General features: G+C 67.9%; 12 protein-coding genes and 1 tRNA gene. 8 read left to right on the top strand and 5 right to left on the bottom strand.

Annotation, left to right across the window (positions count from 1 at the left end; all coding sequences use genetic code 11):
• The first annotated feature begins 19 nt into the window (after window positions 1–19).
• Both ABQE89_RS02360 and ABQE89_RS02355 read left to right on the top strand, forming a co-directional pair.
• A complete protein-coding gene (locus ABQE89_RS02360) occupies window positions 20–1,699 on the top strand; it encodes an Hsp70 family protein (RefSeq protein WP_448413750.1) in 1,680 nt (559 codons plus the stop codon).
• A gap of 2 nt (window positions 1,700–1,701) precedes the next feature.
• Window positions 1,702–2,148 (top strand): cupin domain-containing protein, encoded by a 447-nt coding sequence (locus ABQE89_RS02355; protein ID WP_448413748.1) that lies wholly within the window; start codon window positions 1,702–1,704, stop codon window positions 2,146–2,148.
• A gap of 3 nt (window positions 2,149–2,151) precedes the next feature.
• Here ABQE89_RS02355 and ABQE89_RS02350 read toward each other — a convergent pair whose 3' ends face one another.
• The 4 genes from ABQE89_RS02350 to ABQE89_RS02335 all read right to left on the bottom strand — a co-directional run bounded on the left by ABQE89_RS02350 (window position 2,152) and on the right by ABQE89_RS02335 (window position 9,237).
• Window positions 2,152–3,324 (bottom strand): DUF7159 family protein, encoded by a 1,173-nt coding sequence (locus ABQE89_RS02350; protein WP_448413746.1) that lies wholly within the window; start codon window positions 3,322–3,324, stop codon window positions 2,152–2,154.
• Window positions 3,325–3,392: 68 nt separating this feature from the next.
• Window positions 3,393–5,486 (bottom strand): glycoside hydrolase family 183 protein, encoded by a 2,094-nt coding sequence (locus ABQE89_RS02345; protein ID WP_448413744.1) that lies wholly within the window; start codon window positions 5,484–5,486, stop codon window positions 3,393–3,395.
• Between the two features lie 106 nt (window positions 5,487–5,592).
• Window positions 5,593–6,804 (bottom strand): class I SAM-dependent methyltransferase, encoded by a 1,212-nt coding sequence (locus ABQE89_RS02340; RefSeq protein ID WP_448413742.1) that lies wholly within the window; start codon window positions 6,802–6,804, stop codon window positions 5,593–5,595.
• 75 nt (window positions 6,805–6,879) lie between these two features.
• Window positions 6,880–9,237 (bottom strand): alpha/beta hydrolase family protein, encoded by a 2,358-nt coding sequence (locus ABQE89_RS02335; RefSeq protein WP_448413740.1) that lies wholly within the window; start codon window positions 9,235–9,237, stop codon window positions 6,880–6,882.
• A 605-nt stretch (window positions 9,238–9,842) separates the two neighbouring features.
• On the opposite strand from ABQE89_RS02335, the gene ABQE89_RS02330 reads away from it, so the two are divergent.
• Window positions 9,843–10,505: a VldE C-terminal domain-containing protein gene (locus tag ABQE89_RS02330; RefSeq protein WP_448413738.1), complete on the top strand. Its 663-nt coding sequence runs from the start codon at window positions 9,843–9,845 to the stop codon at window positions 10,503–10,505.
• Window positions 10,506–10,509: 4 nt separating this feature from the next.
• Here ABQE89_RS02330 and ABQE89_RS02325 read toward each other — a convergent pair.
• Window positions 10,510–10,583, bottom strand: a tRNA-Gly gene (locus ABQE89_RS02325).
• A gap of 45 nt (window positions 10,584–10,628) precedes the next feature.
• On the opposite strand from ABQE89_RS02325, the gene dcd reads away from it, so the two are divergent.
• From dcd to ABQE89_RS02300, 5 genes are all read left to right on the top strand, one after another.
• Window positions 10,629–11,201: a dCTP deaminase gene (gene dcd, locus ABQE89_RS02320; protein WP_448413736.1), complete on the top strand. Its 573-nt coding sequence runs from the start codon at window positions 10,629–10,631 to the stop codon at window positions 11,199–11,201.
• Window positions 11,202–11,317: 116 nt separating this feature from the next.
• Complete coding sequence (locus ABQE89_RS02315; protein ID WP_448413734.1) at window positions 11,318–12,655, top strand: ammonium transporter; 1,338 nt, start codon at window positions 11,318–11,320, stop codon at window positions 12,653–12,655.
• Window positions 12,656–12,895: 240 nt separating this feature from the next.
• Window positions 12,896–14,503, top strand: a complete 1,608-nt coding sequence (locus ABQE89_RS02310; RefSeq protein WP_448414173.1) for a DUF7159 family protein — start codon at window positions 12,896–12,898, stop codon at window positions 14,501–14,503.
• Window positions 14,504–14,505: 2 nt separating this feature from the next.
• Entirely contained in the window at window positions 14,506–15,822 is a 1,317-nt protein-coding gene (locus ABQE89_RS02305; RefSeq protein WP_448413732.1) for a cytochrome P450, read from the top strand.
• Between the two features lie 2 nt (window positions 15,823–15,824).
• On the top strand, window positions 15,825–16,574 hold the full coding sequence (locus ABQE89_RS02300) for a maleylpyruvate isomerase family mycothiol-dependent enzyme (protein WP_448414171.1): 750 nt from the start codon (window positions 15,825–15,827) through the stop codon (window positions 16,572–16,574).
• Window positions 16,575–16,593 lie beyond the last annotated feature (19 nt).

Below are 16,593 nucleotides of genomic sequence, written 5' to 3'. Positions count from 1 at the left end.
CGGCTATGGTGGCCCCGTTATGAGCGACCCGTTGGGGTTGTCGGTCGGGACGACGAACTTGGTCGCGGCGCGAGTCGGCAATCAACCTGTGACACGGCGTTCGGCGCTGACCATGCCCGGTGGCGGTGTGTTGAGCGGTTTCGTGGAGCGAGTCGGTGACCCGGTGCCACTGGTCGCACCCGACGGTTCCACCCATGACGCGGGCCGGTTGTTGGTCGAGGCGTTGGCGGCGATGGCGCGCACGAGCAGGGTGGCGCCCTCACCAGACCTCGCGGTCGCCGTGCCCGCCCACTGGGGGACCGCCACCGTGCGGGCCCTGCGCAGCGCACTGACCGCCGATCCGCATCTGGCACCGAACGGGCTGCCCGCGCGGCTGGTCTCCGACGCCGTCGCCTGCCTGACCGCACTGCACGCCAACCCCGGGCTGCCGTCGCACGGGGTGGTGGTACTGCTCGATTTCGGTGGCAGCGGCACCAGCATCACCTTCGCCGAGACCGGTGCGGCCTTCGAGCCGATCGGTGAGACCACCCGCTTCGCGGAGTTCTCCGGTGACCAGATCGACCAGACGCTGCTCGCCCGCATCCTGGACGGCGTCGCCGAAACCGGCGGCGTCGATCCGGCGGCGACCGCGGCGGTGGGCTCGCTGACCCGGCTGCGCGAGGAGTGCCGGCGCGCCAAGGAGCGGCTGTCCACGGACCAGGTCACAAGCCTTGCCGTCGAACTGCCCGGCTACCGGTCGGTGATCGAGGTGACGCGCGCCGAGTTGACCGACCTGATCGCAAGACCATTCGGCGGCGTGCTCGCAGCGCTGGAAAACGCCTTGAGCCGCAGCGGGATTGGCTGGTCGGATGTCTCTGCGGTGGTGGCCGTCGGCGGCGGTGCCAGCATCCCGCTGATCACCCACCGACTCTCGGAGCACGCCAGCGCACCGGTGCTGACGACGCCGCAACCCGCGCTGGACGCCGCGGTGGGCGCGGCGGTGTTCGCGGCCTACGGCGTGGAGGCCGCCGCCGAGACCGGACTGGCGCAGGCAGCTGCCGCCGATTTCGACACGGCAGCCTCGTCGCCGGCCTCGTCGACACTCAGCGCGCTGGCGTGGTCCCAGGACGACGACGTCGCCGATGACCTGGTGCCCTACACCGGCGAGAACCCCTATGACGTCGACGCCGCCGCCATGCGTTCACCGGTGCAGTACGTGCCGCCGACCGGGCCCATCGAGGAGCCGCGCGCATGGCAGCGGTTGCCGCAGTTGGTGATCGGGATCGCGGCCGCCGTCGCGGTGATCGCCGTCGGCGGTGCGGCGATCGCCTTGACCAGCGTGTCCAACAGCACGGCCACCGAGCCGCCGAGCGCACCCACCTCGGCGCCGCCGCCCAGCGCCGAACCGCCGCCGCCGCCGTCGAACCCACCGGTCGAGACCGTCACCGTCACCAACGAGGCACCGCCACCGGTCGTCACCCCACCACCGGTCACCACGTACGTCACCACCACCGCGCCGACGACCACGGCCCCCACCACGACGACCACCACGACGACGACCACCACGACAACGACCACCACGACGACGACGACGACAACGACGACGACCACGACCCCGACCACCACAACCCCGACCACCACCCCGATGACCACGACCTACCTCACGGTGCCGTTCGTTCCGGTGCCGATTCCCATCGAGGTGCCAAGGCAAGGACCCTGACGATGACTGTCCGCATTTTGACCACCGGCGCCGCGATGGCCCTGGCTGCGGGGATCACCGCGGGCGCCGCGGCGGCCACCCCGCCGTCCGGCGAGGTGGAACGCACCGACCTGGCCGAAGGCACCAGCACGGCACTGATCGCGATCGTCGCGGTCGGTGTGCCGACCACGCTGTACGTCCAGAACATCGTGCTCGGGCCGTCGGCGAGCAGCGGATGGCACACCCATCCCGGACCCGAGCACTCGGTGGTCAACGACGGCACCGTACATCTGCAGGTGGCCGGCGCATGCGCACCGGCAGCCTTCGCACCCGGACAGGCGATCTTCATCCCCGCCGGCGTTCCGCACGTCGTCTACAACGAGGGTCCCGAGCATGCCGAGGCGGTGGTCACCTACACGCTGCCCGCCGAGCGACCCGTCCGCGACGACGCTCCGGCGGCGTGTCCCTGAGGATTACCGCTGACCGGGGTATTCCGGCTCGTGGAACCGGTTGATGATCGGGATGCGCTCGATGATCCGGTCCCGAAGCCGCGGCTTCTGCGGTACCGGCGGAACATAGGCGGGCGCCGGGGGAGTATAGGCCGGAGCCGGCGCCGTGTACTCGGGCTCCGGCGGAACGAATTCGGGCTCGGGCGCGGTATAGGCGGGTGGCTCGTAGGCCGGTGCCGGTGCCTCCGGGGCGGGCGGAACGGCCATCGCGATGGTCTGCGCCACCACAAAACGCGCCTCCCGCGGCGTGGTCACCCGGGCGGGCTCCTCGGAAGCGGGCGCGGCCGTCGCGGTGGCAGCAGCGGATGCCTGGTCTGACGCTGACCCGTCAACGGCGTTGGCGGCCTGCGGTTCTCCGGTACTCGAACCAGGAGTGAGCCCGAGACTGATCGCCGCCGAAAGCGTCACCACGAACGTCACCGACGCCGCGACGAGCACCGAGGCCAGCGCCCCGATCCTCGACGGCAGCCGGGGACGGACGGCGGCCAACCCGTTCACCGCGCGTGCCGAGGCCAGCGCCGCGCCGCGGGCCATCGCGATGTCGGCCTCTGCGGCGGAGATCACCGGCGCCTGTCCCAGCGACTCCAGGCTGGACACCACCATGTCGAGGTCTTCGGCCGAGCCGACCACGAAGATCGCTTCGGGTTGCCAGTTGTCCAACTCCAACAGCGAGATCACCGAACTCGGCAACTCCACGACGTCGGTGCCGTCGAGGGCACGCCCGATCCGGTCCACGGCGACGCCTTCGGCGCTGACCGTGGCCACGACCGCGGCGTCGGGTTCCACGATGCACACCGCGACGTCGTCGTATTCGGTGATGTCGGCGATACCGTGGGCCAGCACGTCACCGGCCTCGAGTTCCGAGACCGCGATCACGTTGCCGAAGCCCCTTGCCGCCAAGGCGTCGAGCATCCCCGACGCCGCACTGTCGGCCTCGTCGGTCCAGGTCACGCCGATGGCGTGGAACCGGTCGTCGTCCCGGTCGACGAGGACCACGTCGAGCAGATCCTCGGGTTCGATGTCGTCGAGCAGATCGAATGCGCCGCGGTCCACGGTCGCGCCCTCGCCGGTCGTTCCTTCGACGAGCACCCACCGAACCGCGGTCGACGTCATCGATAGGCCGAGCACGAGGTCCATGACAACCCCCGATCCTGGTGTCAATCAGGACTGAGGTTACCCCGTGTCCCCGGCGCGGTATCGGGCAGTTACACCTTCACCTTGGTCAAATCCGTGCGCATCAGCCGCACCTGGTAGTTGCCCCAGGTCGACAGGTTCCAGAACAGGTACTGCTGTTCGGCCTCGGGCAGGTTGGTCGTGCCCGACCACGGATGGATGTACGGCGCGTACTTGCCGGACAGCGTCCAGGCGCCCACCAGGACCTTCGGCTCCGACCACAGGCCCTCGGGGGAGTCGGCTGTGCGCAGCACGATCCGGTTGCTCTGATCGCCGTAGAGCATCACGTACTTGCCCAGGTACGGGTTGTATTGCACCGACATCTCGCTGACGGTCGGGTACTTGGTGCTCTTGAAGAACCCGAAGAAACTGGTGGTCTTGCCCGGGAACAGCGGCGTGGCGGCCGACGGCGCGTTGGCGACCCACGACGAACCGTTCCAGTACTCGTACTTGGTGGCGTCGAGGATCTGGGTCTCCTGCACCCGCGACAGATACACGGTGCCCTTGCGTCCCGACGGTGTGCCGTAGGAATACACCCACCCCTGGTCGCTCTCCGCCGAACCCTCGGGCGGTTTGACGAACGCGCCCTGCTGGAAGTTCTCGTTGCCCGCGACGTAGGGCACCGTGGCCCGGCCCGCGGCCGCGGTGCGGATGCTGGTGGGTGCGATGCGCCAGGTCTGGCCGTTGTCGTCGGAGTAGGCGACACCGGAATAGTTCGTCGTCCACCGCCCCGCGGTGTCCCACGACCTGATCGACATGAAGCTCATGTACTGGCGCGCACCCAGCTCGTTGCCGTACCGGGTGGAGATGCCCGCGGTCGGGATGATCGTCACCTCGGGGCCGATCGCGTACGGCGGTTTCGGAGGCTGGCCGGGGCTGGGCAGAATCGGGTCCGACCAGTTCGGCCTCTCCATCGGCGACCCGCTGAAGATGTCGAACGGGACGCCGTTGGGCACGTACAGCCCGTCGTTGAGCTTGCCGTCCGCGCTGCGGAACAGGGTGTTGAACCGCCAGACCCCGGAGCGTGGGGCGGTCTGGAAGGTGTCGCCGAACGCGATCAGCACCTGACTCTCGTTGACGTCGGTGGTGGCGGGGTCGTCGGGGATGCCGTTGTCCCACATGATGCCGAGGTCGGTGCCGCCGATGGCAAACCGCGTCGTGGTGTTGTTCAGGTTGCCTTTACCGGTGAGGTATTCGATCCAGTGGGTGTTGGTGCTCACCTTCACCGGCTTGCGCGTCGTGCCGGGATAGTTGAGGACGGCGGCCGTCGCGAAGTCGGCCATCGCCAGCGCGGCGACCGGCACGCTGCCGACCGTGCGGGCGAGCGCGTCGACCGGTTGGCTGAACTCGCGGCGCGATCCCAGCCCGAGTACGGCCATGACGAACGGCGACCACACCGGGGCGCCCGGCAGGTTCGACGCGAATGCGCCGATGCCCAGGCTGGACAACAGGCCCACGACCACCCGCTGTAGAAGCGGCTGCTGGGCCGCGGTCTGCGGGCCGGCGAGCGCGACGGGAACGGTGTCCTCCTGCGCCGTCGTGGAGAACGACTGGGTGACGAACGTCAGATCGGTGTCCGCGCCGGTCTCGTCCAGGGCCGGGTCGTCGCGGGTGTCCAGCGTCTGCACCGAGTCGAAGGCCTCGACGGTCTTCGTATCGGTAGAGGTGTCGGTGACGGTGATGCGGGACTCTTCGGGCTCGGGCGTCACCGCCGACGTATGGCCGGTCGAGATCTGCATATCCCCGTTGTCCGCAGGTCCGTCCGGGCCGTCCTCGTCGTCCTCGACGGCGTCGCCGGGCTCGTCAGGGTCGTCGGGGTCGTCGGGGTCCCCGCCGACCTCGCCCAGGTCGGGGTCGGTGAGGGCTTCCTCGGTGTCCTCGGTGATGTCGATGTCGTCGGACGTCGGGTCCTCGGACGTGGCGTCCTCGCCCTCCGACGTCTGCACCTTGTCCTCTGTCGGCGCGTTGGCTGTCGGCGACCCCTCAGACGCCGACTGCGCGTTAGTCGACGTGGTCGTGTCACCTTCGGTCGCCCACGCCACAGAAGGCCCGGTTGCCACCGCGACCCCCACGCCAAGTACTACGGCCAATGCCCCCACGCGGCCGACGTATGCAGATGCACCCATTCCCCATCCTCGAATCATGCATCCCCGACTTGGGGCAAAGGTTCTCACATTTGACGCAGGCGTTCATAGCAAACGACAACAAAATCTCGGGGCCCGGCGAATCGAGCTACCCACGCGGGGCAGGGTTCAGGGCCATGGCGAAGAAGTCGAGGCGCCACAGTTCCTGAAAGAGTTTGCGCGCGTATTTCTCACGGGCGGCCGGACTGTGGTGCCGGCCCGCGCCCTCGGCGATCTCCCGGATGGTGCGCTGCCCGTCGGCCAGGCGCGCGTAGGGCAACTGGGTCTCGTCGAGACGCATCCGCCAGTCCGGGCGGTAGATCTCGTTGCCGGCCAGCCCGCACCGGTATCGCAATTCGGGAACGTAGTCGAGGCAGTCGAGGGTCGAGAAGTCGATCGCGTAGCTGCGTTTCGGCCGGTCGGGATGGCACGCGACGAAGAAGTGGCATGCGTTTCTGGTCTGGATGCGTTCCATCACCGACCAGATCTTCGGCTCCGGCAGCGTGTTCACCGCCGCGTAGAACGCGTTGTCCGGGGCGTGCAGGTCATGGGGATAGTAGGGGGCATTGAATATCCAGCCCGCGAACGTCAACCCGGCCGACTCGACGAGGTCGATGCAGTCGTCGACGGTGTAACTGCGGTCGCGGCCGTGCAGGAAGGTATCGACAAGACCGGCGTCGTACTGCAGGTCCGGCGCGATGCTCTGGTAAGCGGTGATCGGATGAAAGGACTCGACGATGGCCGCAGTCGCCTTGACCATCTGCAACCCCGCTTCGTCCTGCCGCAGGCCGAGATCACGGAAGATGGACTGCAGCATCTCGACGCCGGCCCGCCCGTAGCGCGCGTAGAGCATGATCGATGCGACACCGTCGGGACGCAGGCACCTGGCGAGCGCCTGCATGCCCGCCTGCGGATCGGCCAGGTGGTGGATCACGCCGGTCGACAACACCATGTCGAAATCTCGCTCCAGCGTGGGCAGGTCCTCGACGGGCAGCAGGTGCAGTTCCAGGTTCGACAGTCCGTGCCTGTCCTTGAGGTATTTCTGATGGTCGAGCGAGGGCTGGCTGATGTCCACCGCGACGACGTTGGCCTCGGGGTTGGTGAAGGCGTAGATCGCGGCTTGGTTGGTGCCGCAGCCGGCGATCAGGATGTCGAGCCCGGGTTTGTAATCGCGGTCGGGCCAGAGGATTCGGTGTGAGTGCGAGGGGTCGCCGTACTGCCAGTTGTCCTTGGTCCACGCTTCGAGATCATCGATGGGGGCTGGATACATCCACCGCTCGTACTGGTGCGTGACGACGTCGGCGCGAGGATCGGAACTCATTGCGCGGTGTTTTCCCCTTATTTGGCTGGCCGTAGGGGCAACATTACGCCCGCGCAAGGCGGCCGAGTGCCCGGATCAGGCGCCGGCGTCGGAACCCGACCCGGAGCCTGTGCCGCTGCCGGTCTTCTTCGGCTTCAGCCCACCCAGCACGCCGCCGACGGTGTTGGTGACTCCTCCGGTGACACCACCGACGACCCCCGTCACCCCGCCGACGGTGCCGCCCACGGTGTCGGTCACACCACCGGTGACACCGCCGACGACGCCGGTGACGCCGCCGACAACGCTGCCCACCGGTCCGGGTGCCTTCGGGGACGCCGACGGGCCTGCGGGTTTCGTCGTGGTGCCTGCCGGCTCGCCAGCCGGGCCCACATCGCCTGCCTTCTCGTCGATCTCCACGGCATTGACGCCGGTGTTCTCCGGCAGCAGTAGGGGATTGGCGGGCGCGCTGTTGCCCGTGGGTGCGCTCGACGGGGCCGCGACAGTCCGGGCCGACGCTGCCGCAGAAGCGTTGGCCGCCAACGGAGATGCGGCGGCGGAGGCCGCGGTGAGCGGATTGAGTCCGCCCGTCACGGCGCTGATGACCTCGCCGATTCCGCCGAGGCCGAGCGAACCGCCGCCAAGGATGCTGCTGAGCAACTTGAAGACTCCGGTGATGGCGTTGGGCGTACCCGGTGTGGGGTTGCCGCTGAAGAACTCCTTCTGAATGCCCGCGACCATCAGGTTGAAGATGTCGCCGGGTACCTGGGCCCAGTCGACGTCGGGGAACGACATGAACGGCGTCGCGTCGCCGGCCTGATCCAGGGTGCGGATGTAGGTTCCGTCGGGCATCCTCTTGACGTCGGTGTACCCCAGGTTGACCAGGCTGGTGAGTGCGGGCGCCAGGGCATTGGCCAACGTGCCCAGCGGATTCGGAAAGGCGCCCAGTGTCATCAGGTTGGTCAGGTCGGTCAGCAGGTACAGCGGTTCGAGCAGCGGAAGGCTGTTCGCCGGCATGGTGAGATAGACGTTGAGGGCCAACGGATCCGCGCCGATCCCGGTGAGGATGTCGGTGAGCGCCGCCTCGAGTTGCGGTGTCAGGTTGGACATGTCCACGCCGCGCAAGATGTAGGTGGGCAGCAGGAAGCCGACGAGGTTGTTGGCGATCGAGAACGGGTTCGGCCACGCCGCGAAGTCCGAGAACAGGTCGTACTCGACGGTGGCGTCGAACTTGACCGGCACCAGGTTCGCCCCGCCGAGCGCGAGCCCGGTGTTGAGGATCGGAACGCCGCCGCTGTGGGTCACCTCGGTGTCTGGTGTGACGGTGTCGATGCCGAACAACCTCGCGAAGGGATAGCCGCGGGCGAGCAGCCCGCCGTTGGCGCGACCGGGGTTGCGCAGCAACAACATCGGCAGAATCGTCAGGCTGCCCAGAAGCGGGTCGGTGGCCGCGGTCGGTGATTTCGCGCCGCCGGGTTGATACTGCAGGTCCTCGACGATCTGCGGGTACGCCGCTCCCGCGGCGAAGGCGCCCATCCCGAAGCCGACCACGATGGGGACACGGAGGTCGATCACGTCGAGACCTTCCGGAATCACCTCCACGACGGTGCCGAGCAGGTCGACCAGACCACCGAGATCGAGCACACCGCCGAGGTCCAGCAGGGCGTCGGGTCCGAGGATTCCGCCGAGATCCAACAACGGGTTCTGGCCCTCGAGCAGTTTGAGCCGGTCCAGCACCGTGGTGAGCAGGCCGTTCACCCCGATGGGTAGGTATTCGGTGTTGTTGACCTCCGCGGCAATGGAATTCGGCAGTCCGGGCACCCATCCGAGGTCCAGGCCGAGAAGCTTCAGCAGCGTGAACGCCGGCCCGGCCGTGATGAGGTTGAGGCCGGGGACGTTGAGGCCGGACAGATTGAGCGGATCGCTCAAGTCGATACCGAGCAGTCCCAGCAGCTTGCCCACCGTGGTGATGCCGGCCCCGTCGGTGATGCCGAGGGTCTGCAGGGCCGGCAGCAGCACACCGTCGGCGATGTCGAGGCCCAGCATTTCGGTGAGGATCGGCAACAGGTTGACCGGCGCGGAATCCAGCACGCCCAACAGCAGGTTGGGGGGAAGGCTGCGCAACAGGCTCTCGGGATCCATCCCCGCGGACCGGGCAAGCGCCATGAGGTTGATGTTGTTCGCGATCGCTTCGAGGATCGCCGCGGCGATGGCCTGCGACAGGTCGTATCCGGCGGTGCCCAGGCCACCGGTCAGGTCGGGAATCGCGTCCGGTTCAGGGAACATCGAGACGGCCGCGGTGAGTTCCACGTCGCGGTGCAGCATCTCCGGGGTGGGAGACGGGACGAGGCCGACTGTCAACGCGGCGACGGTCATGGTGGCCGCGCCGGCGAATGCGATCCTCTTGGTTTGCTTGCCGAGCCTGTGTGCGCGCTTGCGATCGTGTGTGCCCGACATGTCGTCCGACCTTTCGCCGCTGTCGCCCATTGGCCTCGCTGCACGCAGCCTATGACACCGCGAGCTAAATAATCAAGAATTACCAAATCCGTTATATCGGGTACTTTTGCTAGTCAAAAGTAACCGCTGCGTCAATAGAATACGTTCTATCTGCGCAGGTAAACAGGTTTTGAATGCGCAATTGGGCGTCGTCGGCGGTCTCGAGTCGCCACGGTTGACCGTTACGCTGCGTGCGATCACAGCAAATAAACGGGCCTGGGAGTGGTTGCCCAATATTGGGACACCACCCCCAGCATGAGGATGACTAGCATCGGGCGTGAGGCGCTTGATCAGCGCGGATTGATGATGGATCGCGGACCCCGGCCGAGAATCTTCGCCTCGATGATTGTTTGCTGAGGCGATGGCGTGCGAGTGTAGCTGTGCGGCGCGGTGATTCGGTTTGCCGGTGGAGTCACCGCCGGTCGCCGGTCCCGGCCGTTCGCGGCGTGGCTGCGGCGGATAACGGGTTGATAACAGTAAAATCTCAGCGCGATTACCTGCGGAAACGTGTCTAAGTAGCCATTGCGAGCTGATTTTCGCTTGATGAGCACGTAGAGTGCTACCCCGTGGGCCGGCACTCATTAGCTGCGAAGCGACGGAAGCCATCGGTTGGGGTGGCTGCCGCGATCCTCGGCCCGGCCGCACTCTTCTTTGCGATCAGAGCTGACGTGCCGCCTCCCGAAGTCGTGGCCGAACCCGAGCCGGGTGTGCAGGAGGCCGTCCCGTGCTGTCTGGAGATCATCGCGGCACCCGAGGGCCAGGCGCCCGTGCTGCAGATCGACCAGGCCGGCGCGAGCGCTGAGCGCGGCGACGTCGTCTCGGCGTCGCGGTGGCGCACTGTCGACCGGTCGCTGCCCGAAGGTGTGGCTCCCGAACGTGGACTTCAGGTCCGGACGATCCTCGCCTCCCGCGCGATCAGCGACGCGTTCCCGCAGATTCAGAACATCGGCGGGGTCCGGGCGGACTCGTTGCGGTGGCATCCCAACGGGTTGGCGCTCGACGTGATGATCCCCAACCCAACCAGCGCCGAGGGCATCAGGTTGGGCAACGAGATCGTCAACTTCGTCATGCGCAACGCGAAGCGGTTCGGCATTCAGGATGCGATCTGGCGGGGCGTCTACTACACACCGAGCGGCCCGTCGGGTAGTGGTAACGGGCACTTCGATCACGTGCATGTCACCACGACCGGCGGCGGATATCCCAGCGGCGGCGAGATCTACTTCCGCTGAGTTGTGGAGCCGGTGACGGGAATCGAACCCGCGTTCTCAGCTTGGGAAGCTGATGTTCTGCCATTGAACTACACCGGCCTGTTCGAGCACGAAGGCTAACACTTCAGCGGCTACGCTCGTCGGGTGCTGCTCTCCGATCGCGACATCCGGGCCGAAATCGACGCGGGACGCCTCGGCATCGATCCGTTCGACGACAGCCTGGTCCAGCCGTCGAGCGTCGACGTCCGACTCGACAATCTGTTCCGGGTCTTCAACAACACCCGCTACACCCACATCGACCCCTCGACGCGGCAGGACGACCTCACCTCCCTGGTCGAGCCGAAGGAGGGCGAGCCGTTCGTGCTTCACCCCGGCGAGTTCGTGCTCGGCGCGACGCTGGAGCGCTGCTCGCTGCCCGACGACCTTGCGGGACGGCTCGAGGGCAAGTCGTCACTGGGCCGGCTGGGGCTGCTGACCCACTCCACGGCGGGCTTCATCGACCCGGGGTTCTCCGGCCACATCACCTTGGAGCTGTCCAACGTCGCGAACCTGCCGATCACCCTGTGGCCCGGCATGAAGATCGGCCAACTGTGTCTGCTGCGGCTCACCAGCCCGGCCGAGTTTCCCTACGGCAGCTCGCAGGCCGGTTCGAAGTACCAGAACCAGCGCGGCCCCACCCCGTCGCGCTCGTACCAGAACTTCCTCAAGTCCGGCTGACCCGCCGGTGAGCGTTCGGTAACGCGGCGGAAATACGAAACAAAGCGGAAACACGCGCGTCCCGCGGCCGAAACGTAGGGTCGTCAGGCTCTTCTGCGACTGCGAGGGGAGCCCCGATGGACGCGATCGATCCCGCCGCCACCGCCTGGCTGCTGGCCGCCACCGCCATGGTTCTGCTGATGGCCCCGGGCCTGGCGATCTTCTACGGCGGGATGGTCCGCGCCACCGGCGTGCTCAACATGATCATGATGTGCTTCACCGCGATCCCGGGCTGCACGGTGGCCTGGTTGCTCATCGGCTACTCCCTGGCGTTCTCCGAGGACGTCGGCGGCGGAGTGATCGGCGACCTCGCGCACTTCGGGATGCTCGGCATCGACCCGACGACCGCGCGCGGAGCGGTGCCCGAACTGCTGTTCGCCACCTTCCAACTGACCTTCGCGATCGTCACCGCCGCGCTCGTCAGCGGCGGCATCGCCGACCGCGCGCGGTTCTCGGCCTGGGTGATGTTCGTGCCGGTGTGGACGATCGCGGTGTACGCCGTTGTCGCCCACTGGGTGTGGGGACCCGACGGGTGGCTGGTCGACCTCGGCGTCCTCGACTTCGCCGGCGGTCTGGTGGTTGAAATCGTCTCGGGCGCTTCGGCATTGGCGCTGGTGCTGGTGCTGGGCCCGCGGATCGGTTTCAAGAAGGACGCGATGCGCCCGCACAATCTTCCGTTCGTCCTTCTCGGCGCCGGCCTGCTGTGGTTCGGCTGGTTCGGGTTCAACGCGGGCTCGGCGTTGGCGGTCAACGGTACGGCGGCCGCGGTGTTCCTCAACACCCTGGTCGCCGGATGCCTGGGCATGCTGGGCTGGATCACCGTCGAGCGTTTTCGTGACGGCAAGCCGACGACGTTCGGTGCGGCCTCGGGGGTGGTCGCCGGCCTGGTCGCGATCACCCCGTCCTGCGGAACGGTGAACACCCTCGGTGCCCTGGCGGTCGGCCTCGCCGCGGGCATGATCTGCTCATACGCGGTCGGGTTGAAGTTCCGCTTCGGCTACGACGACTCACTCGACGTCGTGGGCGTGCACTACGTCGGTGGGCTCGTCGGTGTCCTGCTGATCGGATTCCTGGCCACCGAGGCCATGACGGCCGGACCCGAAGGGCTGTTCTACGGCGGCGGTTTCGCCCAACTGGGTAAGCAGGCGCTGGCCGCCGTCGTCGTCGGTCTGTATGCGTTCACCGTGACCTACGTGCTGGCCAAGGTGATCCACCTGGCGTTCGGGTTCCGCGTCAGCGCCGAGGACGAGACCGCCGGCGTCGACTTCACCCAGCACGCCGAGACCGCCTACGCCGAGGGCGTGCAGGGGCAGCAGCCGGTGCGCAGGCCCGTCTTCGGGGATCTCGCCGCCAAACCTGCCGGCCTCGGCGTCTTCGACCGGCAACCCGAGCCCGCCGACGACCCGGCGGAGTGAAATTCGGCCGGTTTGAACGGTGGGGCGCCACCTGTCGTTGTCCCGAGTAGGGTCGAAGTGCCGGTGAAGTGAACACCTGTGCCGTCACGGATCCGGTCCACAACTCGATTTCCGTCAGCAAATCGCCTTCGGATGTAACGCCTGCGCTGGTCGGGCCGATTAAGTACTAGTTGTCGGCTCATATCAGCGAAGGAGCCCAACGGCGATCTAGATAGCGTAGCAAACACTTTGGAGGTGTCTGTGGACATCGTGCTAGGTGTGTCGATGACACCTATGACGGTCCGCATGGTGCTGGTCGAGGGGGAAATGGCCGACGGCGTCACCGTCGACCACGACACCTTTGACGTGACTGCGGGCGACGGCTCGGCAACCTCGGTCGCGGCCGCTCAGGTAATGGATGCGATCCTCGGTACCCAGGAGAGCGCCAGCACCGGCGGTCACGACCTCAAGGCCATCGGCATCACGTGGAGTGACCACGCCGAGGCCACCGCCCTGCGCGGCATGCTCGCGGCGCGCGGCATCGACGAGGCGATGCTGGTCTCCGAGGGCCACGCCGCGGCGGCGCTGGCCCAGGCGGTGGGCAGGGCCGTGGGCTACGACACCACCGCGCTGCTGTTCATCGACCGCGACACCGCCACGCTGTCGGTGGTCCAGACCGACGGCGGGTCGGTCGTCAAGGTGCTCAGCCGCAGCCTGCACAGCGAGGACGCCATGGCGGTTCTGGCCGACATGGCCGCCGCCGTCGACGCGCAGGAGAGCCCGCCGCAGGCCATGTTCGTCGTCGGCTCCGGAGTCGACGTGGCATCGGTCAAGGAACATCTCGAGCACCTGCTGACGCTGCCGGTCAGCGCCCCTGACGAACCGGAGTTGGCGCTGGCGCGCGGCGCGGCGCTGGCAGCGGCCAACGCGCCGGCCTTCGAGGCGTCCACCGTCGGTCTGGCCTACTCCCAAGATCCCGACGGCACCACCGCCGGATCGGTGTATGCCGGTCTCGCGAACGCCCAGACCCAACTGGCACCGGTCGGCGCGGCCGGTGCCTCGCTCGTCGACTACGAACCGCAGACCGACCTGCAGCCCGCAGCCGAGGAACGCAAGCCGTTCCTGCTCGTCGGCAGTGCGCTGACCTCAATCTTCGTCGTCGGTGTTGTGGCCCTTGTCATTTCGCTGGCGGTCAGCATCCGCCCGACGGCCGACCAGCGGCCCAGTCCCGCCGAGAGCGCGATCGGTCCGAGCACCCCGGTGCCCGCGGCGCCGCTGGTTCCCGAGGCGGCGGCGCCCATCGAACCCCCACCACCGGCGCCGCCCGCCGAAACCATCAAGGCGCCGGTGCCCGTGGTGCAGGAGGCGCCGCAGGCCCCGCCACGCACCGTCTATGTCGAGGCGCCCGCACCCGCCCCGCAGGCCCCGCCGCCGGCGCCCCCACCGGCGGCCCCGCCACCACCGCCACCGGCCGCGCCGGTCCCGGTCCCGGCCCCGCCGGTGTATGTGCCGCCGCCGGTGTACAACCCGCCATCGATCTGGTACCCGCGGCAGCAGAGGCCGTGGGATCCGCCGTGGCGGCCGCCGCGGCCCACGTACCTCCCGCCCAAGCCGACGTACCTTCCGCCCAAGCCGACGTGGACCCCGCCGCCGCCGACATGGGTACCGTCACCACCCTCGCAGGTACCCACGCAGCAACCACCCCAGGTGCCGCCCTGGCAGAACGGCAGCGGCTCGAGCGGTTCGGGTTCGCAACGCTCGGGTTCCGAGCGGTCGGGCTACGGCGGCTCGGATTCCGGTCGCTCGCCGGGCGGATCGTCCGGTCGCGGCGGTTCGGGCGGCGGGTGCTTCCTGATCTTCTGCAACTAGTCATGGTGCCCGTGAAGCAACGCGCGCGCTGGCTGGCGCTGCACGGTTTCGTCCGCGCGCTGTCGCGGATCGGCGCGCGCCGCGGCGACCCCCAGGCCCGGCTGATCGCCGACCCGCTGGTGCGGGAGAACCCCGCCGCGTTCGCCGACGAAATGAGACGACGCGGTCCACTGGTCCGCGGTCGCGCCGGCCTGCTCACCTTCGACCACCAGGTCGTCAACGACCTCTTGCGATCCGACGACTTCCGCGTTTCCTCGCTCGGCGGCAATCTTCCCGCAGCGTTGCAGCGGGTGGTCCGCAGGACCGACCCCGGCCTGCTGCATCCCATCGAACCGCCGTCGCTGCTGTCGATCGAGCCGCCCGACCACACCCGCTGCCGCAAGTTGGTGTCGTCGGTGTTCACCACACGCGCGGTCGCGTCGCTACGCGAAGGTGTCCAGCGCACGGCCGACGAGTTGCTCGACGGCATCGATGACCGTACCGGCGTCGTGGACGTAGTGAAGGAATACTGCGCCCAGTTGCCGGTCTCGGTGATCAGCGAAATCCTCGGTGTCCCAGCACAAGACCGACCACGCATCCTGCGCTTCGGTGAGCTCGGCGCACCGAGCCTGGACATCGGACTGTCCTGGAAGCAGTATCTGCAGGTGCATGACGGCGTCGCCGGGTTCAACGACTGGCTCGCCGAACATCTGCGCCGATTGCGCCGAAACCCCGGTGAGGACCTGATGAGTCAACTCATCGCGGCTTCAGACGAGGGCGACAAACTGTCGGAGCGTGAACTGCAGGCCACCGCCGGACTGGTACTCGCAGCGGGTTTCGAGACGACGGTCAACTTGCTGGGCAACGGAATTCGAATGCTGTTGGGGGCCCCGCACCATCTGCAGACGCTGGCGGCGCGGCCGGAATTGTGGCCGAACGCCGTCGAGGAGATCCTTCGATTGGATCCGCCCGTACAGATGACCGCACGAGTGGCGCGCAAGGACATCGACGTCGCCGGGGTACGGGTGAACCGCGATGAGATCGTCGTCTTGCACCTGGCCGGCGCCAACCGCGACCCGAAGGTGTTCGACGATCCGCACCACTTCGACATCGAACGCGACAACGCGGGCAGGCACCTGTCGTTTTCCGGTGGCCGGCACTTCTGTCTGGGCGCCGCGCTGGCGCGCGCGGAGGGGGAAGTCGGATTGCGTACGTTCTTCGAACGCTTCCCGCAGGCACAACTGGCGGGCGACGGCAGCCGCCGCGACACCCGCGTGCTGCGTGGGTGGGCATCCCTTCCGATCAGGCTTGGAAAGGCGCGCACCACGGTAAGTTCGTGACCGTGGATTTCCGAGCGGCGCTGCTCGACCACACCCAGGCTTTCGGGGAGTTGATCCGCAGCGCAGACCCGTCGACGCCGGTACCGAGCTGTCCCGACTGGACGCTCAAGCACCTGTTGCGCCATGTCGGGCGCGGAAACCGGTGGGCCGCCCAGATCATTGCCCAGCGCCGCAGTGACCCGCTGGATCCCCGCGATGTCTCCGACGGCAAACCGCCCGATGATGCCGACGGCGCGATCACCTGGCTCAACGGCGGTGCGCAGCAGGTGATCATCGCCGTGGAGCAGGTCGGCTCCGACGCTCGAGTGTGGACGTTTCTCGGCACGCGTCCTGCGGGCTGGTGGATTCGCAGGCGTGTGCACGAGGTGCTGGTGCACCACGCCGACGCGGCCCTCGCGCTGGGCGCCGACTTCGAGCCGCCGCCGGAACTGGCGGCCGACGCGATCAGCGAGTGGATCGAGTTGATGACCGTCCAGGCCAAGCGGCAGTCACCGCCGCTGGCCGCGGGGCGCACGCTGCACTTGCACGCCACCGACGCCGGCCTGGGCCCGACCGGCGAGTGGACGATAGCCAACGACAGGAACGGAGTCGGCTGGACACACGAGCACGGTAAGGCCGATGTCGCGCTGCGCGGCCCCGCCAAGGATCTGCTGTTGGCGATCACCCGCAGGCGCCGGGTCGCCGACGACAGCATCGAGGTGTTCGGCGACACCGCGGTGTGGGACGCCTGGCTGGAGCACACACCGTTTTGAATACCGTAGTTTCACGACC

The sequence above is a fragment of the Mycolicibacterium sp. XJ1819 genome, from assembly GCF_053483675.1.
The sequence above is the reverse complement of the archived record's forward strand: the minus strand, read 5'-3'. Positions and strand labels throughout refer to the sequence as shown.